Consider the following 21,771-nt stretch of genomic DNA (forward strand, 5'->3'; position numbering starts at 1 on the left):
CCGTACCCGTGAGCGAAGGACCGGTAACCCGTTGTCAGCCACGCGGCAGACTTTGGCAGTCGCACCCTTCGATGTCCAGACCCTCGGGCCCTGCGGCTGAGATTTAACACAAGACTTGCATGTGCAGATGACACGGTGCGGTCTTGACCCGCGGACGCCGGGATTCCTGGTGGGAACAACGGTCAGATCGTGACGCGGCCCGAGCCAAGAACTGCTGCCAATGCGTGAACAGCCTCGCGACCGGCCCGGTTGGCCCCGACCGTGCTCGCCGAGGGGCCGTAGCCGACCAGATGAACCAGCGGTTCACGAACGGTGCGGGTGCCCTCCATGCTGATGCCGCCGCCCGGCTCGCGCAGGTGCAGCGGGGCGAGGTGGGCCAGGGCCGCGCGGAAGCCGGTCGCCCAGATGACCGCGTCGAACGGCTCGAACCGCGGCCCCCACACGGCGCCGCCGGCCACGAGCCGGTCGAACATCGGGCGCCGGTGCAGGGCGCCGCGCGCCTCGGCCCGCCGGGCCAGATCGGTCCAGCCGAGGCCCGTCACGCTCACCACGCTGCGCGGCGGCAGCCCCGAGGACACCCGGGCGGCGACCTGCGCCACGACCTCGCGGCCGTAGTCCTCGGTGAACTCGCCGGCGTGGAAGACCGGCTCGCGGCGCGTCACCCACACCGCGGACGGCAGCTCGGCCAGCAGGTGGATCGCCGACGCGCCGCCGCCGACCACGAGGACCCGCTGGTGCTCGAAGTCCTCCGGCCCGCGGTAGTCCGCGTAGTGCAGCAGGCGGCCGCGGAAGTCCGACGCCCCCGGGTAGTACGGGACGTACGGCGCGGTCCAGGTGCCGGTCGCGTTGATGACGGCGCGGGCGGTCCACGAGCCGGTCCGGGCGTCGGCGCGGAAGCCGTCGCCGTCGCGGGTCACCGCGGTCACCGCGACCGGGCGCAGCACCGGCAGGTCGAAGGCGGCCTCGTAGTCGCGGAAGTACGCCGGGACGACCTCGGCCGCCGAGCCGGACGGTGGGGGCGTGAACGGGCGGCCGGGCAGGTCGAAGATGCGGTGCAGGGAGCCGGCGGCGAGCGACGGGGAGCGGTGCCGCCACGCGCCGCCCGGGCCCCGGCCGGCGTCGAGCACCGCGAAGGACAGGCCGCGCCGCCGCAGCCAGTAGGCGGCCGACAGCCCGGCCTGTCCCGCACCGATCACCAGCACGTCCACGTCCACGGCGGGTACAACCCCGCCGGGGACGCGGATCATGCCGGAAGGTGACCGGCCTTACTTCGCCTTGCCCTTCACCAGGGCCCAGGCGGTGGTGTTCAGCGTGTCCTCGGTGCCGGCCAGGCCCTCGTCCGGCGTGAACACGTCCTCGCCGAAGTCGTAGTCGAAGTCGTCCGCGGTGCCGCCGATGTTGTCCGGCCCGACGCCGAACAGGCCCGGGAACGCGCCGCCGGCGTCCATGAGGTTGGGCGTGTCGTTGAGCGGGTCGGTGTGGAAGTTGCCGTACAGGTGCCCGGCCTCGTGCGTGATCACGTTGCCCAGCGCCCGGCCGATGAACTTGATCTTGTCGCTGGCCGGGGTGATGTACGTGTTCAGGGACGCGTCGCCGCCCGGGTCGCTGAGCACGTCGAGCAGCACGATCGCGCTGTCCTCGGTCGCGTAGTTGCCCGGGTCGATGTACTGCGAGATGCCGATCGTGTCGATGCCCGACTCGGCGATCGTGCCGCCGACGACGATGCGGTGCACGTTGGGCCGGCCGAACGGGTCGGCGTCGTCGCGGCTGTTGAGGATCTTCAGCCCGACGCGCGGGTCGGTGCCGCGGGCCTTCGCGTCGGTCAGGATGTTCTCCCGCACCGTGGCGATGACCTCGTTGATCACCTTGTCCTCGTCGGCGGCGCTCAGGCCCCACCGGCCGAGGAAGCCCTGCAGCGGGCTGAGCTGGCGCACCCCGGGGCCGCCGAAGATCGCGGTGTTGATCCGGGCGCCGTCGAAGTCCAGGTAGAGCGTCTGGGTGACGCCCTGCTCCAGGGCCTCGGGGCCGGGCCGGTAGGCCTCGACGGTGATGTCGTACTGCCCGGCGAGCCCGCCGACCTCGACGGTGTAGCGGCCGTCGCGCGGCGCCACGTAGGACACGACCGCGTTGCCGCCGCCCGGCAGCGGCGAGGCGGGCGCGTAGATGAAGCTCGCGTCCTGCTCGGAGCCGAAGACGACCCTCCCGCCCGGGTCGCGGACGGTCAGGCGGGTGCCGACCCCGGCGACCGAGCCGCCGAGCACGTCGCCGGCGACCAGGTCCACGGCGTAGAAGTCGAGGTCCGGGTACGCGAGGGAGACGTCGAGGTTGTAGGCGCCCTCCCGGCCGGTGCCGAGGCCGCTGCCGGAGTCGAACGGGTCGGCCGGGAACACGGTGCCCAGGCCGTACCCGGCGATCATCAGGTAGTAGTCGCCGGTCGCCGGAATGGCGAAGTCGAGCAGGCTGCTCAGGCCGGGGCCGCTGTCGTCGTCGGCGGCGACGATCTCGCCGGTCGCGTCGTACAGGCCGACGACGGTGTCCAGGGCGCCCGAGGTGCCGGCGATGAGCCGCTGCCCGGCGTGGCCGTGGACCTTCACGAAGTCGAAGTCGCCGGTCGCGTCGCCGGTGCTGCCGTGCGGGCCGTCGCCGATGGCGCCGGTGGTGCTGAACCCGTTGCGGTTGGCGCCGAGGCCGAACTCAAACGCGAGCGGGATCGAGCCGTCGTCCTCCGCGGCCGGGTTGAGCGCCGAGGGGCTCACCGCCTCCGGCGAGAGCTGGCCCAGGACGCGGACGCGGTTGTTGAGCTTCTTGCCGGTGCCGAAGCCCTTGATCAGCTCGGCGGTGGCGTGCGAGTCGTTGGACCCGTGGGTGCCCTTCGGCTCGGCCTCGTCGTGGACGATCGGGTTCGCCGCGGCGAGCTTGTTCTGCGCCTGCTGCTGGGCGCGGGCCTTGCCGGCCGCCTTGGACTGCTCGGACCAGTAATACTTGTCGACCTTGGCCGGGTCCCGCAGCAGCGCGGTGTAGGGGTTCGCGGCCCCGGTCGCGGCCAGCTTGCCGGACGCGGTCTGCTTCGGGACCACCTGGACCCCCGCGGCGAGCTGCCGCCGGATTCCCGCCTGGAGATCACCGTGCGGGGCCTTGGGTGCCGCGGCCGCCGGTGTCTGTGCGACTACCACCCCGGCCCCGGCGATCAGGCCGGCCACGGCGATACTCGCGAGCCTCTTCCTCACTTGGCCTCCCCATTGAGTAAGGCTGATCCGAGCACGCTACCAATGATGCACTTCAATGCGTAAGGCGATCGATCGACCGAGGGACGTCAATGTCCTGGCCGGCGGTAGGGTGTACGGGTGTCCGCGGTCATCAGTCCCACCCAGCGGCAGCTGACGCCGGCGGCCGTCACGGCCTTGCTGCGCGAGCGCTCCGGCCGCGTCGCCGTCCACTGTGGACCGCTGTCGGGCGGCACCTTCGCGGCCGTCTGGGCGGTCACGCTCGACGACGGCACCGAGGCCGTGGTCAAGATCGGCCCGCCACCCGGGGTGCCGCTGCTGCGCTACGAGCGCGGGCTGATCGCCGCCGAGGCGCGCTACTACCGCCGGGCCGGCCAGGCACCCGGGGTGCCGGTGCCGCCGGTGCTCGCCGCCGACGAGGACCTGGTCCTGGCCGGACGGCTGCCGGGACGCCCGTTGACGGAGCCGGATACAGACGACGCATCGGTACGGCACGAGCTGGGCGAGGCACTCCGGCGCCTGCACACGGTGACCGGCGAGCGGTTCGGCTACGACGGGCCCGGCCGGGCGGGCGGCGACACGTGGCCCGCGGCGTTCGCGGCCATGACCGCCGACCTGCTCGCCGACGGCCGCGACTGGGGCGTGGACCTGCCGGTGCCCGAGTCCGGGATCATGGCGGCGCTCGATCGCCACGCGGGAACGCTGGCCGAGGTCACGGTGCCGAGCCTGGTGCACTTCGACCTGTGGGACGGCAACGTGCTGAGCGAGGGCGGGCGGCTCACCGGGCTCGTCGACGGCGAGCGGTACTTCTGGGGCGACCCGCTCTACGACTTCGTCTCCCCCGCCATCGGGCGCCGGATCGAGGACGAGCCCGGGCACCCCGTCCTGCGGGGGTACTACGGGCAGTCATCGGTCGCGCTCACGGACGCGCAGCGGGTGCGGCTCATGCTGTACCGAATCCAGTTCTGCCTGCTGTTGCTGATCGAGATGCCGAGCCGGGCTGTCGTGGGCGAAGCGGAGCGGGAACGCCGGGAGTGGGTCACGCCCTGGCTGCTTTCGGACCTGCGGGATCTGGGCTGATCGATCACAATGTGGTATAGATGGCATCACCTACGGTGAGGATGTCGATGGGTGTGCTGCGCGGTAGACGACTCCTGGTTGGCTTCGCCGTGCTCGTGGCGGCGCTGGCGATCGCGCTCTTCGTCCGGCCGGGCCTGGCCCCGGTCGTCTGGGCGGCGATCGGCCTCGCCTCGGCCGGCGCGATCGTCACCGGCATCGCGCGGCACCGCCCGCAGCGGCCCGCCCCGTGGTGGGCACTGTCCGCGGCGCTGATCGCGATGACGGTCGGCGACGTCCTCTACGGCCTCGCGCCGGACAACCCGCCGGCCCTTGCCGACGTCGCCTACCTCACGATGTTCCCGGTCGGCGCGGTCGCCCTCATCGGCCTGACCCGCGCCAGCACGGTCCTCGACGACCGCACCCGCCTGATCGACCTGCTCGCGCTCGGCACCGCCGCGCTGCTGGCCGCCTGGGTGTTCATCGCCTCCCCGCGCCTCGACGGCGGGCTGAGCCCGGCGGACTGGTCCACCGAGGCCGCCTTCACCCTCGGCGACGTGATCGTGCTCGTCGTGACCGTCCGCCTGGTCACCGCGGCGCCACGCAGCCCGTCCGCGATCCTGCTCGCCGCCGGCGCGGCCGCGATGCTGACCGGCGATGTGTGGTACGGCGTCGGCCACGCCGCCCACGACGCGATGCGCCCCGGCGGGCCCGCGGACCTCGCCTACGTGGTGTCGTACGCCGCCTGGGGCGCCGCCGCCCTGCTGTCCGCGATGACCAGGCTCACCGCCCCGCCGACCGGCGCCGTGCGCGCCGCCCGCGAGCCGGTGGGCGGCCTCGGCCTGATCCTGCTGCTCGTCTGCGTCGCGTTCGCCCCGCTCGTGCTCATGGTGCAGGCGCTCACCGGCGGCGTGCACGACGGCCCGATGATCGCCATCGCCTCCGGCATCACGCTCGTGCTGCTCGTGGTGCGGCTCAGCGACGCGGTCGGCAAGCACGCCAGCGCCCTGCGCCGCGAGCGCGCCCTGCGCCAGACCGGCACCGTGCTCGTCGGCGCCCACGACGCCGGCCAGGTCGCGGCCGCGGTCAAGTCGGCCGTCGCCACGCTGCTGCCCGCCGAGGCCCCGCACGCGATCGTCGTGGACTTCAGCCTCACCGACCTGCTGCCGATGGGCGAGCTCAGCGCGCCCCGCATCCAGCCGATCGCGGACATCCCGCCGCTGTGGAGCGCGAAGCTCTCCGAGTGGGACCACGTGCTCGTCTGCCCGCTCGACGCCGGCGTGCTCTACGTGGCCGGGCGCCGCCGCGACCTGCTCACCGCGATCGACGCCGTCTCCGTCGTCGCCGGGCAGGCGGCCCTCGCCCTGGCCCGCATCGGCCTGACCGACGCCGCGAGCCGCCGCGACAGCGACGAATACCTGCGCGCCGTCACCGAACACGGCGGCGACGTGGTGCTCGTCCTCGACGACGACCAGCGCATCCGGTACACCAGCCCGTCGGTCGCCGACGTGCTCGGCATCTGGCCGACGCCGTTCGCGACCCTCCGCGAGATCGTCGCCCCCGAGGACCGCGAGCAGGTCGAGCGCACCGTGGCCCGCGCCCGCGCCGAGGACCGCGACGGCACCCGCGACCAGTGGAGCCTGCGCCGCCCCGACGGCCGCCGCATCCTGCTCGAGGTCATCTTCCGCGACCTGCGCGACGACCGCCTGGTCCGGGGCATGGTCGTGACGCTGCACGACGTCACCCAGGACCGCCGCGCCGAGCACGAAGTGCTGCGCCGCGCCTTCACCGACACCCCGGCGGCCCAGAATCGGGACAGCTCGGCCCGCAAGTTCCAGTGACCCGCCGGTGACTTGGCAACGGCACACCGCCTGGGAGACCGCACTCACGCCCGAGGACCACACGGCCCTGTCCGCGCTGCTGCGCGCCGCCTTCCCCGGCCCCGAGTTCGAGCCCGACCGCTCCTGGCCGGCGTCGTGGGCGCGCAAGGAGTTCCGCGTCTGGCTCACCGATGACGGCCGGCCGGTCGCGCACCTCGGATTCGAGCGCCGCCTCGCCGGTACGGCGGCCGGCGACGTCCTCATCGCCGGGGTCGGCGACGTGGCCGTCGCCCCGTCGCATCGGGGCCGGGGCCTGGGCTCGGCGCTGATGGACGCGCTCGCCGAGGTGCTGCCGGACGCGGCCGACTTCGGGTTCCTGCAGTGCCGGGAGGAGGTCGCGGGGTTCTACGCCGCGACCGGCTGGACGCGCGTGCCCAACCCGACCCGGCACCTGCGCGTGCGCGACGCCCGCTCGGTCGTCGAGGGCGTCTTCCCCACCTTCGTCCGCCCCGGCCGCCGCCCCCTGTCCGAGTGGCCCTCCGGCCTCGTCGACCTGCGCGGCCTGCCGTGGTGACCCCGCTGGTCGACGCCGCCCGGGCCGCCGGCTTCGCCCGGTCCTGCCGGGACGAGCACGGCGAGTTGCTGCGCGTGCTGGCCCGGGGCGTCGGCGACGGCGTGATCGGCGAGACGGGCACCGGCGCCGGGGTCGGCCTGGCCTGGCTCACGGCGGGCGCGGCGCCGGGCGCACGCCTGGTGAGCATCGAGCGGGACCCGGCGCGCGCCGCCGCGGCCGCTCGGCTGTTCCGGGACGAGCCGCGGGTCGAGGTCGTGACCGGCGACTGGCGCTCGCTGCGGCCGTACGGCCCGTTCGACCTGCTGGTGCTGGACGGCGGCGGCCAGGGCAAGGGCTCCGAGCCGCCGCTGGACCCGGCCGAGTGGCTCCGCCCGGGCGGCCTCGTCGTCATGGACGATTTCACGCCGTGCACGAGCTGGCCCCCGACGTACGAGGGCCGGGTGGACGAGGCGCGGCAGTGGTGGCTGACCCACCCTGACCTGCGCGCGACCCAGGTGAACGTGACCCCCGACGCCGCCACCCTCCTGGCGACCTACCTCCCCGGCGCTACGGCACCACGGTGACGGGCCAGCGGCCCGACTTCACCAGGCGCACGGCGAGGGAGCCGACCCAGCGATGGCCGAAGCGGCGGCTCGCCCCCACCACGACCGCGTCGGCGCGCAGCTCCGTCGCCACGCGCACCAGCTCCTGGTAGGGGTCGCCGCGCACGGCGATGAAGTCCGTCGTCACGCCGGTGTGCAGGGCGCCCTCGTGGACCTGCCGGCGCATGTCCTCGATCGACTCCGCGATGGCCTGCTCGACGGCCCCGGCCGCCTCGGCGACCAGGCGGCTCGCGGCCGGGGCTCCGGTCACGAAGACGACGACCAGGCGGGCGCGCTGGCGGCGGGCCAGCCCCGCGGCGTACGCGCCGGCCCGCATCGACGTGTCCGAGCCGTCGACACCGACCACGATGACCTTCGGGCCGTCGGTCCCGAGTTCGAACTGCACGGGAACAGGATGCCGTACTAGGTCTGGTCGTGCCGGTGGGAGGGGTGTGGCCAGTCACCCGGTCGCCGCCTCCGGCCCGGGGAAGCCGTCCAGCTCGCGCACGGCCGTCTCCAGCGCGGTGTCCACGCCGTGCTCGATCATCCGCTGGTAGGCGGGGTCGCCGGCCGCGGCGACGCGCCGGATGCCCTCGGCGGAGGCGCTCACGCGCCGGCGCACGATCTCGGCGAACTCGGCGAGGGACCCGCTCCAGCCGTAGGCGTCCAGGAACAGCCGCAGCCGCCGCGGCCGCTGCTCGAAGGCGGTGAATCCCTCCGCCGTCACGACGTGCCGGGCGTGCAGCGGCACCCAGGCGAAGGCCGTGAAGGCCAGGTCCCATTCGGGGGTGACCGGAGCCGCGAAGTCCCAGTCGAAGAACCCGGTCAGGCGCCCGCCGGACCAGGCCGCGTTGTACGGCGCCGCGTCGTTGTGGCCGATGACCAGGCCGGGCCGCCAGGACCCGCCCTCACGCCAGACCGCGTCGGGCGCGGGCGTGAAGCCGGCCACGGCGGTGTGCAGGTCGCGCAGCCAGCCGGCGACCTGGCGCAGCGCGTCGTCGCTGTGGACCCATGCGGGCCAGGGCCGGGCGTCGCCCACCACGTCGCCGGGCAGGAACGACAGCACCTCCCGGCCCTGCTCGTCGAAGCCCAGCGCGCGGGGCGCACCGTCGAAGCCGGCCGCCTCCAGGTGCCGGAGCACCGCGTGCACGGACGGCGTCCAGCGGCCGGCCGCCCGCCGCACGGTGTCACCGACCCGCACCGCCCCGCCGGTGTTGCCGCCGGCCATACGTCGCTCGTCGCTCACGCCCCCATCCTGCTGTACCCATCGATCACGACGCGTGCCGGGGCGAGGGCCGGCTCCGGGGCCGGTTCCCGGTAGATGAAGCGATCGGTCACGGCGAAGCGCAGCACGAACGCCGCCGCCAGCGTGGCCAGGTTCGCCGGCACCGAGCTCAGGTGCAGGGTGGCGACCAGGAGCGTCAGGAGAGGCAGGCGTACGGCCAGGTCGAGGTTGTTCAGCACGGCGAACCGGGCCAGGCGGCTCCACCAGGGGCGGCCCGCCCGGCGGCGCCGGAAGACGAGCGAGTCGACCAGGACGAAGTTCCACAGGACGGCCACCTCGGTCGCCGCGACCGCGGAGGCCAGGTAGTGCACGCCCAGCCGGTCCGACAGCAGCCACATGACCGCCAGGTTCGGCAGGACGCCCGACGCGCCCGCGGCGCCGAAGGCCGCCAGGCGCAGCAGGCGGGTCACCGGCGGACCTTCCGGACCTCGATCTCGCCGAAGCGCTCGACGACGTCGGAGCCGGCGACGCCCGCGCGCAGGGTCGGCAGGGAGGCCAGGGTGCTGTCGGCCTGGCCCGCCATCACGATGTAGTCGATGCTCGACACGCCCGCGGGCAGGACCTCCTCCATCACCTCCGGGTCGGTGTCGACCTTCCAGAGCCAGACGGGCTTCGTGAACCCGGCGAGCTTCAGGTCGAGCCAGATGTAGTCGTCCGTCACGACGACCGAGTCGCGGGGGACGTGGTCGACGACCCAGCGTGTGGCGGCGCGGGAGTCGGCGCTGCCGTCGGTCCTCGACTGGGCGATCATCGTCGAGGCCCACGCGGGGAGCACGAGGGTCACGGCCACCAGTGCGGCCGCGCCCGCCGGGAGGTACCGGCGCCAGGAGGGCAGCCACGCCCACAGCTCGTCGCCGGCGCCCGCGATGAGCAGGGCCGCGAACGGGAGCAGGGCGATGACGTAGGCGAAGGGCAGGTAGCCGCCGCGGCACATCATCGCGACCTGGATGAGCAGCGCCAGGGCGATCGGGCGCAGGCGCGGGACGAGCAATGCCGCGGGCACGAGCAGTACACCTGGAATGATCAGCCAGGGATCGAGGTCCACCCACGAGTGGGCCAGCGAGTAGGCGCCCGACGAAGGGTCGAGGAGGCTGCCGCTGCCCGCGCGGCCGAACACCTGCCACCACAGCGCCCAGCCGAGGCTCACGTGCCCGTCCCCCGGCACGAGCTCGTTCTTGAGCAGGGCGAAGACCGGGTACGCCGAGACGAGCACGACGAACGCGACCCCGAACACGCCGAGGTTCCACGGCCGGGTGCGGCGGTCCGTGTGCCGCACGAGCAGCCAGACCAGCGCCGGGAGCAGGATGACGATGGTCTCCTTGCACAGCGCGGCCCCGGCGAACCACACCGCGCTCCACAGCGCCGCGCCGACGCTGCGCCGCGGGGAGGCGGCCGCGGCCAGGGCGGCGAGCATGAACATGGTGGCCAGGTTGTCCAGGAACACCATGCGGTGGAAGTACACGGCGAGCGGGCTCAGCGCGAACAGGGCGACGGCGACCGCCGACCAGGCGCGGTTGAACTTCAGCCGCCGGGCCAGCAGCCACAGCAGGGCGCAGCTGACCAGCGCGGCGATGAGCATGACCTCGCGGCCGACCATGACGCCGCTGGGGGCGCGGCCGAAGCCGTCGGTCAGGCCGGCGTACCCGGCGATGATGGCCCAGCCGAGGAACGGGTGGTCGTACCAGTACGTGTAGTGGGCCAGGGCGCCGTGGTCGAGCATCGCCCAGGCCTGGTCGACGTAGGTGCCCTCGTCGTCGTTGATCCGGCCCGGCCAGCCGTGCAGGTTCCACCCGTTGACGAGCCCGGCGACGACGAGCAGCGGCGCGAGGATCCAGGCGGACCGGTAGGACCGTCGCCTGGCCGGGGGCGCCGGTGCGGGGCCGGCGACCGAGCGCTCGATCTCCAGGACCGCGGTCATGACGCGAGCACCGGGCGGTGGTGGCCGCCGTGGGCCGTCTTGTGCCAGGTGGTGTTGCCGTCGAGGTGCTGCCAGACCGCCCAGAACGCCGCGCCCATCAGCACCCACTGGTACACCGGGGCGCCGATGAGCAGGAAGGCGTAGTGGCGCCACAGGACCTTCTGCCGGTACGAGCGCGCGAACTCCCGCAGCCCCAGGATTTGCGTCGCGAGCGTGATGAGGATGGGCAGGAACGGCGCGTACATGAGCATGGCCACGACCACGGGCACCTTCAGCCACACGATCGTCGCGATCGACAGCGGCAGCAGCAGCGCCGAGAAGGCCTGCAGGAACGGGGTGGCCAGGATGTACCCCGCCAGCACCCGCTGCCGCAGCGTGGGCAGCGCCGACCAGCGGCCCTCGAGCAGGATGCTGAGGAACCCCTGGTTCCAGCGCACCCGCTGCCAGAACAGCGATCCGGCCCGCTTGTTCGCGATGGTCTGCGGCACCTCCTCCCGGGTCGCGAGCTCCGGCTCGTAGGCGGCGACGACCTTCGCGCCGTACCGCGTGCACAGCAGCACCCCGAGCGCGCAGTCCTCGGTGAGGTTGTCCGGCCACCCGCCGGCCTTCTCCAGCAGCGCGCGGCGGATGAACACGGTGTTCCCGCCGAGCGGCACGAAGCCGGTCCGCACCTGGTAGAACATGCGGCTGGTGAACCAGAAGAAGTACTCCATGACGTTGTGCACCTTGAACCAGTCCCGCGCCCGCGAGCCCAGCGTCATCAGCTGCACCCCGCCCTGCACGACGTCGGCCCCGGTGCGCCCCAGGAGCGTGTCGACCCGCGTGAGCAGCTGCGGGGCCACGTCGTCCTCGGCGTCGACGACGCCGACGACGGTGCCGGTGGCCACCGCCAGGGCCGCGTTGAGCTGCCGCGGCTTGTTGGAGCGCTCGTAGGCGCGGATCACCGTGCGCACCCGCCCGTGCGGGTCGTGACCGGCCCGCACGCGCTCGACCTCGGCGATCGTGGCGTCGTCGCCCTCGCACAGCGACACGAGGATCTCGTAGTCCGGGTGGTCCTGCTCGAGCAGGTGCCGCAGCGTCCCGGCGATGACCAGGTCCTCGTGCAGCGCCGGCACGATGATCGTGAACCGCTCGTGGTGGACGCCGTCGCTGAACGGCCAGCGCATCTGCGAGACCGCCTCGGGCGTGCGCCAGCCGTACAGCCGCCAGCGCACCTCCAGCGCGCCGACGACGGTGTTGTAGACGGCGACGGCGGTCACGAGCAGCGCCAGCACCGCGGCCCCGGACAGCGGCGCGGCCACCAGCCCGGCGGTGACCGCGCCGACGAGCCCGAGCAGCGTGCCCCAGCGGGCGGCCGGGGTCGCGAACCAGGTCGTCGCCCGCAGGGTCGGCAGCTGGCGCAGGTACAGCAGCCCCTGCCGCAGGTCACCCTTGCTCTGCCCCGCCAGCCGCGCGCCGAACTCCAGCGGCAGCTCGGTCCGGCGCAGCCGCGGGTAGCGGGCCAGGATCTCCAGCAGGATCTTGAATCCGCGGGCGCGCAGCCGGTCCGGGTCGACCTTGTCCAGCCGCACCCCGAAGAACCCGGTCATCGGGTCGGTGACGCCGCGCAGCGCGACCGGGAACGCGGCCCGGGCGAGCAGCGTCGAGCCGGTCGAGACGGCCTGGCGCAGCGGCCCGTCGAGCCCGCCGCTGGTGCCGCCCTCGCGGTAGCGGCTGGCCATGACGAGGTCGTGCTCGTCGAGCGCGGCCAGCATCGCGGGCACGAGCTCCGGCGGGTGCTGCAGGTCGGCGTCCATCACGAGCGCCCGGGTCGCGCGGGCGCGCCGGTAGCCGTCGACGACCGCGCCGGCCAGTCCGCCCACGCGCTGCGCGCCGGTGCGGTGGAAGACCCGCACGCGCATGGTCGCGGGCAGTTCGCGGGCCGCGCTCGAGATGGCGGCGACGGTACCGTCGTCGTCGCTGTCGTCCACGAAGAGCAGCTCGACGTCGTCGACGACCGCGGCGAGCCGGTGCATCAGCGGCCCCACGTTGTCCTCCTCGTGCCGGCAGGGGATGACGATCGTGGCCCTTGGGCTGGTCACAGCGGATCTCCTCAAGATCACAGACGGATGACCGAACAGCGCGCCAGTGCGCTCCCGCCGCGCTCGAAGTACTCGACCGTGATCGTGTGGTCGCCCTCGAGCAGGGTGGTGTCGTACGTGTAGGTGGCCGGTGGGTGTTCGGACCAGCCGTCGATGACCACGTCCCCGTCGAGGCGCACGCGGATCCCGTCGTCGCTGGTGGCGGTGATGCGATAGGCGCCGCCGGCGAGGTGGTCGGTCCTCGTCCAGCGGGCGGAGAAGCCGTCGGCGGGGATCGCCGGGCCGGGCGAGCCGCTGCCCCAGTCGAAGTCGATGGCGCCGTCGGTGCGCAGCATCGCCGGGGCGCCGCCGAGGTCGGTGCCCACGTAGTAGGCGCCGGTCCAGCCGGCCGGGGCGGCGACGTCGCCGACGCGCTTGTAGCCGAAGTGCAGGCGGGCGCCGGCGGCGTGCTCGTAGTACTCGACCCTGATGTCGTGCGCGCCGCCGAGCAGGGAGACGTCGGCGCTGAAGTCCTCGTTCTGGTCGCGCCACTTGTCCACGATCGGCAGCCCGTCGACCGAGACGCGGACCCCGTCGTCGGAGGCGCCCGAGAAGCGGTAGAGCCCGGCGGGCAGCACGACGGTGCGGGTGTACTCCGCGCGGAAGTCGTCCACCCCGATCCCGTGCCCGGGCCCGCCCTCGCCCCACTCGTGGTCCACTGTGGACTCGCTCGCGTAATAGTCGGCGTTCGCGTCCGTGTACCTGGCGAGGTACGGCGGGGCGGCCGGGATGTCCCCGGTGCGGGCCCAGGCCAGCCGGGCCAGGGCGCCGCCGCCGTTCTCGTAGTACTCCATGACCACGGTGTGCGCGCCGTTGCCCAGCGGCAGGTGCGCGGTGTAGGGCGTCGGCCCCTGGTCGCCCCAGTGGTCGACGGCGACCTGCCCGTCGACCCACAGGCGCACCCCGTCGTCGGTCGTGGTGGTGAAGTCGTAGTACCCGGCGCTCAGCGTCAGCGACCGGGTCCACCGCGCGATGAAGTGGTCGTCGGCGATCCTCGGATCAGGCGAGCCGAGCTGCCAGTCGTGGTCGATCGCGGGCTCGTCGCGGGTCAGCGCCGGGGCGGCCGACGGCACGCTGGGCTTGTCGCCGGAGCCGGGGGTGTTCCAGTACTGCGCGGTGAACACGTCCCGCGGCTGGTCCGGCGTCGTGTCCCAGCTCAGCCGGGCGCTGGCGTCCACGACGTTGTCGTAGAACTCCATCCGCACCGTGTGCTCACCGGCGCCGAGGTCGGCCACGTGGTCGTAGGCGGTCGGGCCCTGGTCGTGCCACTGGTCGATGACGAGGTCGTCGTCGATGAAGAGGCGGGCGCCGTCGTCGGAGGCGATGGTGAAGCGGTAGCGGCCGTAGGCGAAGTACTCGGTCTTCGTCCAGCGGGCCGAGAAGTGGTCGGCGGCGATGCTCGGATCGGGCGAGCCGGTGGACCACACGAAGTCGACGGTCTTGTCGCTCCTGACGAGCGCGGGGGCGCCGTCGAGGTTCTGGTTGTCGAAGTACTCGCCGGTGAACGGGGCCGACGGGGCGTAGGTCGCGGTCCAGGTGGCGTCGGCCGGCGGGGTGGTCACGAAGTGCCGGATCGCGCCGCCGTCGGACCAGCCGGTGAAGTGGTAGACGGTGCCGGCCGCGTCCACGGCGGTCGGCGGCGCGGCGAGCTCGCGCTGGAAGCCGACCACGCCCGGCACCTGGTCCGGGGTGGCGATCGGGACGCCGTCGAGGGTCAGGCCGAGGCCGGGTGGGCTGGTCGCGAACGTCATCGTGGACGTGCGCGGGTAGATGAACACCGACCGGGCGCTCGACAGGCCGTTGCGGTCGGTGACGGTCACCTTGATCTCGAACCAGGTGTTCGCCGACGCCTCGCCCGTGGTCGGGATCGTGAACTGCCCGACCCGGCCGGTCAGCGGCCCGACGAACGGGTGCACGTGGGTGTTGTGGTGCAGGAAGACCTCGGTCTTGATGTCCCCGTCGGAGACGTCGAAGCCGGCCGCGTCGTTGCCGAAGGCGTTGACCGTGATCGTGTCGCCCGAGTCGTACGCGCTGCCGTCGACCGGCGCCGCGATCCGCACGGTGGGCGGGGTGCCGACCTGGACGACGATCGGCCGGGAGGCGACGGTGCTCGTGCCGTCGGAGACCGTGAGCGTCGCGGGATAGACCCCGACGTTCGCGTACACCTTCGCCGGGTTCGGCGCCGTGCTGCTGCTGCCGTCGCCGAAGTCCCAGGCGTACGTCAGGTCGTCCCCGTCGGGATCGCTCGTGCCGGCCGAGGAGAAGTGCACGGTCAGCGGGGCCGGGCCGCCGGTGGGGTCGGCGGCGGCGTGCACCACGGGGGCGTTGCCGGCCGGGCTGTACGACACGCGGTAGAGCTGGCCGGGGAAGTACGTGAGGTAGTAGAGCGACCCGTCGGGCGCCACCTTCAGGTCGACCACGCTGCCCGCCTCGAGGTCGAAGTCCTCGACGCGCCGGACCTGCCCGGTCTCGTCGAGCACCGCGCGCTTGATGAAGCCCCGGGAGTAGTCGCCGAAAAACAGGCTCCCGGCGTACTCGGCCGGGAACTGCGTGCCGTGGTAGACGGGTCCGGCGGTGACCGCGCCGCTGCCGCCGTCGTGGTTGTAGGCCGAGACGGGGTCGGTGTAGCCCGCGCAGCCGGTGGCGCAGCGGCCCTCGTGCACCGGCCAGCCGTAGTTGCCGCCCTTGACGACGAGGTTGAGCTCCTCCCAGGTGTAGTCGCCGACGTCGCCCGCGTAGAGGCGCCCGGTCGCGGCGTCGAACTGGAAGCGCCACGGGTTGCGCAAGCCGTAGGCCCAGATCGCCCCGAGCCGGCCCGGCTGCCCGGCGAACGGGTTGTCGGCCGGGATCGAGCCGTCCGGGTTGATCCGCAGGATCTTGCCGTGCGGGTTGGAGAGGTCCTGCGCGTTGGGCGGGTAGCCGTTGTCCCCGACCGCGAAGTAGAGCTTGCCGTCCGGCCCGAAGCGGATGCTCCCGCCGACGTGCAGCAGCTGCGACGGCGACTGGGTCTCGAAGATCGTGAAGGGGCCCTCGGTGCCGACGTCGCCGGACGCGTCGAAGCGCACGAGATGGTTTCGCAGGTCGTGGCCGGTGAAGTAGAAGTACACCCAGTGGTTGGCGACCCCGAACCCGGGATCGAACGCGACCCCGATCAGCCCGCGGTCGCCGGAGGCCTCCGAGGGCAGGTCGGCGAACGGCTGCGCGAGCAGGTGGCCGTCCTTGAAGATCTTGACTTTGCCGGTGCGCTCGAGGATGAAGACCCGCCCGTCGGGCGCGATCTCGAACCCGGTCGGCCCGTCCAGTCCCGCCCCGACGACGAGCTGCGTGGCGAACCCGGCGGGGGTGGCGGCGCGGGCCGCGGGCACGGGCCCGAGCAGCGCGGCCACGAGGGCCAGCAGGAGGGTGAACGGCAGCGTCCGGCGCACGGCGAGAATGCTCCGGCCGCGGTGTGATGCGCCCGTGGCATTTCCACGAATACGCCGTCACAGCATTGATTCGGCGCCGTTTCCAGCAATTCAGGGATGCACACGCGTGAGGCCGCAGGACTCATCCGGAAACACGCGCTTGCTCAGATCGTCACCGGCAGCGACTCGAATCCGCGCAGGACCCGGGTGGTCCGTCGATGTGGTTCGCCGTCGATGCGCAGGTCAGGATAGCGCTCGAACAGCATCCGCAGCCCAATCTCGCCCTCGAGCCGGGCCAGCGCGGCGCCGAGGCAGTAATGCACCCCGCCGGAGAACGACAAATGCTCGCGCGCATTCGTCCGGGTCACGTCGAATGTGTCAGGATCGGGGAATACCTCCGGATCGCGGTTCGCGCCGCCGAGCATCGCCATCACGACATGCCCCGGCTCGATCGCTTCTCCGCCGAATTCGGTGGCTTTCCGGCAGACACGCGCGGTCACCTGCACCGGCGAGTCGAAACGCAGCGTCTCCTCGACCGCGTTGCCCCACCGCTGCGGCTGCTCGCGCAGGATCGCCAGCTGCTCCGGGTGGCGCATGAGCAGCCAGGCGCCGGTGCCGAGCAGGTTCACGGTGGTCTCGAACCCGGCCGCGAGCAGCAGCCCCGCGGTCGCCAGCAGCTCGTCCTCGCTCAGGTCGTCGAGCCGCACCAGCTGGCTGAGCAGGTCGTCGCCGGGCTCGCGGCGCAGCCGGGCGAAGTGCCCGCGCATCCAGTCGTTGACGTGCCGGATGTTGATCTCGGTCTGCCGGTAGGTCGCGAACGACAGCCCCAGGTCCAGCGTCGGCGCGGCGGCGTTGCCCCAGGCCAGGAACTTCTGGCGCATGTCCAGCGGGACGCCGAGGATCTCCGCGATCACCGTCACCGGCAGCAGGGAGGCGAAGTCGGCGATCAGGTCGGCCGGCTTGTCCCGCAGCAGGTCGGCGCAGGTCTGCTCGATGCGCGGCCGCAGCCCCTCGATCGCGCGGGCGGTGAACACCTTCGAGACGAGCCGGCGGTACCGCGTGTGGTCCGGCGGGTCCGTCACCAGCATCGACGGCGGGTCGACCGGCCCGATCGGCGAGCTGCGGCGGCTGAACCGGAACATGAGCCCGATCGGCGCCGGCAGCGGCCGGTCGGAGAACCCGACCCCGAAGGCCTCGTGCCGCAGCACCGCCCCGGCGAGGTCGTGCCGCGCGGTGGCCCACATGAGCCGGCTGCGCACGAGCGGCGCGGTCTCGCGGATGCCCCGGTAGAACGGGTAGGGATCGGCGCGCACGGCCGGGTCGGTGAAGAACCGGGCCTGCTCGTCGCCTTTGCGCGCGGCGGCGTTGATGCCGGCCCGCATGAAGCCGTGCTTGGTGGCCCATCGAACCGCGGTGCCTGGAAGCATGACGCACCCCCTTGGTACTCGACGGTACCAAGAGGGTGCGCCTCCGGTCTACTTCGCCTCGATCGCCTCGGGCCTGCCGTTGCTCCCGCTCGCGCCGCTCGTCGCCAGCCCGGCCAGAAGGGCCTTGAGGTCGACGCCGGTCAGGTCGGTGCCCAGCTGCAGCCCCTGGGCCACGTTGCTCGCCACCGCCTTGGTCAGCGAGGTCGCACCCTCGGTCGAGATGACCGTCATCCGGTCGATCTCCCCGATCGGCGCGCTCGCCGCCCCCACCACCTCGGGCAGCACGCGCACGAGCAGGTCGAGGATGGCCGCCTGGCCGTACTCGCCGAACGCGCCGGCCTTGGCCCGCATCGCCGCCGCCTCGGCCTGCCCGCGGGCCAGCACCGCGTCCGCCTCGGCCGCGCCCTCCAGCCGCACCGCCTCCGCGGCCGCCGCGCGCCGGGCCCGGTCGCCCTCGCCGACCAGCCGCGCCTGCTCCGCCTGGGCCTGCGCCCCGGCGATGGTCGCCTGCCGCCCGGCCTCGGCCCGCGCGATCGCCGCGTTCTTGGCCGCCTCGGCCTCCTGCTCCACCCGGTAGCGCTCGGCGTCGGCGGGCTTGCGCACCTCGGTGTCGAGCTGGCGCTGCTTGAGCTCGGCGTTGCGCTCGGCCACCTTCTGCTGCTCGGCGAGGACCGCCTGCTGCATCTCGGCCTGCGCGATCGGGCCCGCGCTCGCCGAGCGGGCGTTGGCCGCGTCGATCTCGGCCTGCACCGTGGCCTTCTTGACCGCCAGGTTCCGCTCGGACTCGGCGATCGCCTCCTCGGCCCGCATCCGCTCCTGCTCGGCCCCCTGCCGCGCCTGCGCCTCGGCGATCGCGGCCAGCCGGAACACCCGGGCCGCCTCCGGCCGCCCGAGGTCCTGCAGGTAGGTGCCCGCGGTGCGGATGTCCTCGAGCTGGAACACGTCGAGGACGAGCCCCTGATGCGTGAGGGTGAGCTCGGCCTCCTCGGCGACGTGGGCCGCGAACCCGGCCCGGTCCCGGATGATCTCCTCGATGGTGAGCCGCCCGATGACGCTGCGCAGCGCGCCGGCGAGCACCTGCGCGGTGAACGTCTCGATGCGGTTCTGCTGGTGCAGGAACCGCTGCGCGGCCGGCCGGATCATCTCGGCGGTGCCGCCGACCTTGACGATGGCGACCGCCTCGGCGTCGCACCGGATGCCCTGCTTGCTCACCGCCGCGCTGACCTGGACAGGGATCTCGCGGCTGGACAGGTCCAGGCGGTAGAGCCGCTGCACGATCGGCAGCACGAACACGGACGCGCCCATGACGACCTTCTGGCCGGACAGGTCGGTGGTGACGCTGCCGTCGGCGCTCGTGACGGCGCGGCCCTTGCGGCCGGTGACGATGAACGCCTCGTTGGGCCCGGCGACACGGACCCGCGACAGCACGGAGGCGACGATGAGCACGACGAGGACGGCGAGGCCGCCGACGGCGACGTACAGGGGATTCATGACCCTTCCTCAAGGTTGAGAACGGCCGGTAGCGGCATCACGAGCACGCTGGTGGGCGTCGGGACCCCGATGACCAGCACCTGGACGCCGAGCGCGAGCGGGCCGTCCGCCCGCGCGTTGAACTTCATCGGCTGCCCGGCATACGACAGCCGCACCTGGCCGAGCCCGCCCACGGGGATCTCGCTGACGACGATCCCGGTGGCCCCGATGAGCCCGGCGCTCTCGGGGGTGGCGTCGGTGCGCATGCCGGCGACGGCGGCCACGAACCGCCCCGCCGCCCAGGCCAGCGGCGCCCCGACCACGACGCCGGCGGCGATACCGGCGAGCACCGCCGGGCCGCCGGTGCGGTGGGTGGCCTCGATCGCGATCGCCCCGCCGAACCCGAACCCGCCCAGGAACCCGCTCGTGGCGGGCAGGGCGAACCCCGGGCCCCGGCCGTGCCCCCGCGGCAGGTGCAGCCACCGCAGGTGCGGCAACCGCAGGTGCCCGAGGTGGCGGAACCGCAGGGAGATCAGCAGCAACAGCAGGCTCAGGCCACCCAGGCCAAGAAAGGCGAGCGTCACGGCGCTCATGTGCCATCCCCGTTGGTCCCGGTGTCAGGGCGCCGGGACCCGCAAGGCTGAAGATACGCCCGTCGCCGTCGACGGGCGCCGATGCGTTAGGTGACGCCGGTCACGCTCGCGGCATGCCCGTGTACTGCCGGTAACGACCGTCAGGCGCCGGCGCGCAGTACGATCTCGGTGATCTCGCTGGGCGCGAACACGCGGAACGGCGGGCCCCAGAATCCGGTGCCGCGGCTGGTGTAGAGCTGCGTGCGGTCCCCGTGCCGGGTCAGCCCTTGCACCACCGGCTGGTCGACGCGCACCAGGTAGTGGAACGGCCAGATCTGCCCGCCGTGGGTGTGCCCGGAGATCTGCAAATCGATGCCGTGCGCCACCGCGGCGTCGATCTGCTTGGGCTGGTGGGCGAGCAGCAGCACCGGCAGCCCGGGGTCGGCCCCCTCCAGCGCGATCGCGTGGTCGGCCCGATGCCCCTCCAGCCCGCTGCCGGCGGCGGTGCGGTCGTCGACCCCGGCCACCACGAGCCGGTCGCCGCCGCGCTCGATCACGATGTGCCGGTTGTGCAGCGGCTCCCAGCCGAGGCCCTGCATGTGGTCGAGCCAGCCCTGGGCCTCGCCGAAGTACTCGTGGTTGCCGGTGACGTAGACCCGCGCCAGCCCGGCCCGCACGTCGGCCAGCGGGGCCGCCTGCCCGGTGCGCTGTCCGGGGGTGCCGTCGGCGATGTCGCCGGTGTGCGCCACGATGTCGGCCCCGAGCGTGTTGACCACCTCGGTGACCCCCTTCGACCAGTCGACGCGGTCGATCGGCCCGTAGTGGGTGTCGGTCAGCTGGACGATCTTCAGCCCGTCGAGCCCGGCCCCGAGCCGCGGGATGCGCACCTCGACGCGGCGCACCCGGGGGACGCGCATGGCCTCGCGGTACCCCCACACGCCCAGCCCCAGCGCGACCACCGCGGTGAACCCGGCCGCCACGCGGGAACGCACCGGGTCGTCGACTCCCCCGGCGAGCAGGGCGAGGCGCAGCAGGTCCCCGGCCACGGCCCAGACGAACAGGATCCACACGGCGCCGAGGATCGTGTCGGCGAGGCGGGCCGCCCAGTCGACGCGGCGCCCGTGGCCGAGGAACATCGTGACGGGGAAGACGACGAGCGCCACGGCGAACACGGCGGTGCCGGCGACCCGGACCCCGAGCGGCCAGTCGTTGCCGGCCATGACCAGCGACCACCAGGGCACCCCGAACAGCAGCCCGAGCACCACGGCGAGGGTCGCCGTGAACGCCAGGGGCCGCAGGAGCGAACGCCGCCGGACCGCCGGACCGGGAACCGCCTCAGTAGTCGCCATCGGATAAGCATGACACGCAGTGCCATCCGATTCCTGAGAGCGGGCTGTGATGCCGGTTGCAGCTCGAGACCCGGGCCGCGACCAGCGTCGACGCGAAAGTGTCGTACCCCCGGTCTACGGTCGGAGGCGTCGGGATGCACGGGTTGCTTGCACAACTCCACAGGGAACGTGACGCCGTCTGGCACCATGCGGGCGTGCGGACGTTGCTTGCGTGGACTGCCGGCGGGATCGTGCTCGGCGTGGTGTCACTCCTGCTGAACCACGTGATGCCGGGCGAGTCGAGCCGGCTGGTGAACTCGGGGGCGGTGTGGGCCGCCGGGGCGTTCGCGGCCGGGGCGGTCGTGCGCGAGGGTTGGTGGCGGGTCTGGCTCGCGGGCACCGCGGTGCTGGTGGGGGCGGTGGCCGGGTATTACGGCGGGCTCGTGGTGTTCGAGGGGCGGCACGTCGGCGCCGACGTGCTCGCGGGGCCGCTCGGGTGGGGGGCGGTGGGACTGCTGGCCGGGCCGGTGTTCGCGACCGCCGGGGCGTGGTGGCGCGACGAGCGGCGGGGGCGGCGGGTCGTCGGGGTGTGCGTGCTCGGCGGGGTGTTCCTGGCCGAGGCGGCGTACCTGGCGGTGAAGGAGCGCCCGGCGGGCGAGGCCTGGATCGTGGCGGCGATCGGGCTCGCGGTGCCCCTGGTGCTCAGCCGCACCGGGCGGGAGCGGCTGCTGGCGCTGGTGGCGCTCGTGCCGGCCGCGGCGCTCGGGGCGATGGCCTACCTCGCGCTCGGCTCGGTGCTCGACGTCGCGTTCACCCGCTGAGCGAAAACATCGCGTTTCACGCCCCGGCGCAAAGACGCCGCATTCACGCGCCGAGCAGGGCGCGGAAGGGCAGACCAGGCGGGGATGGTCGTCGACGGCGTTGCGCGGGTAGCTGCAGCCGAGGATCGGCTCGCCGCGCGGATACGGGTGACGCCGCGCATGGCGGTGTGG

Annotated in this window: 17 protein-coding genes; 5 read left to right on the forward strand and 12 right to left on the reverse strand. The window is 73.4% G+C overall.

Annotated elements, in window-relative coordinates; translation table 11 throughout:
• Positions 1 to 182: 182 nt before the first annotated feature.
• Entirely contained in the window at positions 183 to 1,247 is a 1,065-nt protein-coding gene (locus tag ABT369_RS06810) for an FAD-dependent oxidoreductase (protein ID WP_350610733.1), read from the reverse strand.
• Positions 1,248 to 1,265: 18 nt separating this feature from the next.
• Entirely contained in the window at positions 1,266 to 3,227 is a 1,962-nt protein-coding gene (locus ABT369_RS06815) for a hypothetical protein (protein ID WP_350610734.1), read from the reverse strand.
• A 117-nt stretch (positions 3,228 to 3,344) separates the two neighbouring features.
• Between ABT369_RS06815 and ABT369_RS06820 the strand changes: the two genes are divergently transcribed.
• Genes ABT369_RS06820 through ABT369_RS06835 form a run of 4 tightly spaced genes read left to right on the forward strand, consistent with a single transcriptional unit; the run spans position 3,345 to position 7,237 of the window.
• Positions 3,345 to 4,304 carry a phosphotransferase family protein gene (locus ABT369_RS06820; protein WP_350610735.1) on the forward strand — a complete coding sequence of 320 codons (960 nt, stop codon included), beginning with the start codon at positions 3,345 to 3,347 and terminating at the stop codon, positions 4,302 to 4,304.
• A gap of 47 nt (positions 4,305 to 4,351) precedes the next feature.
• Positions 4,352 to 6,121, forward strand: a complete 1,770-nt coding sequence (locus tag ABT369_RS06825; protein ID WP_350610736.1) for a PAS domain-containing protein — start codon at positions 4,352 to 4,354, stop codon at positions 6,119 to 6,121.
• A gap of 7 nt (positions 6,122 to 6,128) precedes the next feature.
• Positions 6,129 to 6,674 (forward strand): GNAT family N-acetyltransferase, encoded by a 546-nt coding sequence (locus tag ABT369_RS06830; protein WP_350610737.1) that lies wholly within the window; start codon positions 6,129 to 6,131, stop codon positions 6,672 to 6,674.
• Complete coding sequence (locus ABT369_RS06835) at positions 6,671 to 7,237, forward strand: O-methyltransferase (protein WP_350610738.1); 567 nt, start codon at positions 6,671 to 6,673, stop codon at positions 7,235 to 7,237. Before ABT369_RS06830 ends, ABT369_RS06835 begins: the two co-directional genes overlap by 4 nt.
• Here ABT369_RS06835 and ABT369_RS06840 read toward each other — a convergent pair.
• From ABT369_RS06840 to ABT369_RS06885, 10 genes are all read right to left on the reverse strand, one after another.
• A complete protein-coding gene (locus tag ABT369_RS06840; RefSeq protein WP_350610739.1) occupies positions 7,221 to 7,661 on the reverse strand; it encodes a universal stress protein in 441 nt (146 codons plus the stop codon). The genes ABT369_RS06835 and ABT369_RS06840 overlap by 17 nt on opposite strands.
• Positions 7,662 to 7,715: 54 nt before the next feature.
• Positions 7,716 to 8,501 (reverse strand): phosphotransferase, encoded by a 786-nt coding sequence (locus ABT369_RS06845; RefSeq protein ID WP_350610740.1) that lies wholly within the window; start codon positions 8,499 to 8,501, stop codon positions 7,716 to 7,718.
• The gene (locus ABT369_RS06850; protein ID WP_350610741.1) at positions 8,498 to 8,950 is read right to left on the reverse strand and encodes a GtrA family protein; all 453 of its coding nucleotides are present in this window, start codon (positions 8,948 to 8,950) and stop codon (positions 8,498 to 8,500) included. Before ABT369_RS06850 ends, ABT369_RS06845 begins: the two co-directional genes overlap by 4 nt.
• Positions 8,947 to 10,458: an ArnT family glycosyltransferase gene (locus tag ABT369_RS06855; RefSeq protein ID WP_350610742.1), complete on the reverse strand. Its 1,512-nt coding sequence runs from the start codon at positions 10,456 to 10,458 to the stop codon at positions 8,947 to 8,949. Before ABT369_RS06855 ends, ABT369_RS06850 begins: the two co-directional genes overlap by 4 nt.
• A complete protein-coding gene (locus ABT369_RS06860; RefSeq protein ID WP_350610743.1) occupies positions 10,455 to 12,539 on the reverse strand; it encodes a glycosyltransferase family 2 protein in 2,085 nt (694 codons plus the stop codon). The genes ABT369_RS06855 and ABT369_RS06860 overlap by 4 nt, the downstream gene beginning before the upstream one ends.
• 17 nt (positions 12,540 to 12,556) lie before the next feature.
• The gene (locus ABT369_RS06865) at positions 12,557 to 16,003 is read right to left on the reverse strand and encodes a PA14 domain-containing protein (RefSeq protein WP_350610744.1); all 3,447 of its coding nucleotides are present in this window, start codon (positions 16,001 to 16,003) and stop codon (positions 12,557 to 12,559) included.
• 143 nt (positions 16,004 to 16,146) lie between these two features.
• Positions 16,147 to 17,409, reverse strand: a complete 1,263-nt coding sequence (locus ABT369_RS06870; RefSeq protein WP_350610745.1) for a cytochrome P450 — start codon at positions 17,407 to 17,409, stop codon at positions 16,147 to 16,149.
• Between the two features lie 48 nt (positions 17,410 to 17,457).
• On the reverse strand, positions 17,458 to 18,900 hold the full coding sequence (locus ABT369_RS06875; protein WP_350610746.1) for a flotillin family protein: 1,443 nt from the start codon (positions 18,898 to 18,900) through the stop codon (positions 17,458 to 17,460).
• Positions 18,897 to 19,472: an NfeD C-terminal domain-containing protein gene (locus ABT369_RS06880; protein ID WP_350610747.1), complete on the reverse strand. Its 576-nt coding sequence runs from the start codon at positions 19,470 to 19,472 to the stop codon at positions 18,897 to 18,899. The genes ABT369_RS06875 and ABT369_RS06880 overlap by 4 nt, the downstream gene beginning before the upstream one ends.
• Before the next feature lie 140 nt (positions 19,473 to 19,612).
• Complete coding sequence (locus ABT369_RS06885; RefSeq protein ID WP_350610748.1) at positions 19,613 to 20,800, reverse strand: metallophosphoesterase; 1,188 nt, start codon at positions 20,798 to 20,800, stop codon at positions 19,613 to 19,615.
• A gap of 194 nt (positions 20,801 to 20,994) precedes the next feature.
• On the opposite strand from ABT369_RS06885, the gene ABT369_RS06890 reads away from it, so the two are divergent.
• A complete protein-coding gene (locus ABT369_RS06890) occupies positions 20,995 to 21,600 on the forward strand; it encodes a DUF6518 family protein (protein ID WP_350610749.1) in 606 nt (201 codons plus the stop codon).
• The last annotated feature ends 171 nt before the right edge of the window (positions 21,601 to 21,771 follow it).

This window comes from Dactylosporangium sp. NPDC000244 (assembly GCF_040300725.1).
In the GTDB taxonomy this organism is placed as follows: domain Bacteria; phylum Actinomycetota; class Actinomycetes; order Mycobacteriales; family Micromonosporaceae; genus Dactylosporangium.

Coding starts and splice junctions, on each gene's coding strand:
- ABT369_RS06880 (WP_350610747.1), bottom strand. CDS start 19,472: ATGAGCGCCGTGACGCTCGCCTTTCTTGGCCTGGGTGGCCTGAGCCTG.
- ABT369_RS06875 (WP_350610746.1), bottom strand. CDS start 18,900: ATGAATCCCCTGTACGTCGCCGTCGGCGGCCTCGCCGTCCTCGTCGTG.
- ABT369_RS06825 (WP_350610736.1), top strand. CDS start 4,352: ATGGGTGTGCTGCGCGGTAGACGACTCCTGGTTGGCTTCGCCGTGCTC.
- ABT369_RS06885 (WP_350610748.1), bottom strand. CDS start 20,800: ATGGCGACTACTGAGGCGGTTCCCGGTCCGGCGGTCCGGCGGCGTTCG.
- ABT369_RS06810 (WP_350610733.1), bottom strand. CDS start 1,247: ATGATCCGCGTCCCCGGCGGGGTTGTACCCGCCGTGGACGTGGACGTG.
- ABT369_RS06870 (WP_350610745.1), bottom strand. CDS start 17,409: ATGCTTCCAGGCACCGCGGTTCGATGGGCCACCAAGCACGGCTTCATG.
- ABT369_RS06855 (WP_350610742.1), bottom strand. CDS start 10,458: ATGACCGCGGTCCTGGAGATCGAGCGCTCGGTCGCCGGCCCCGCACCG.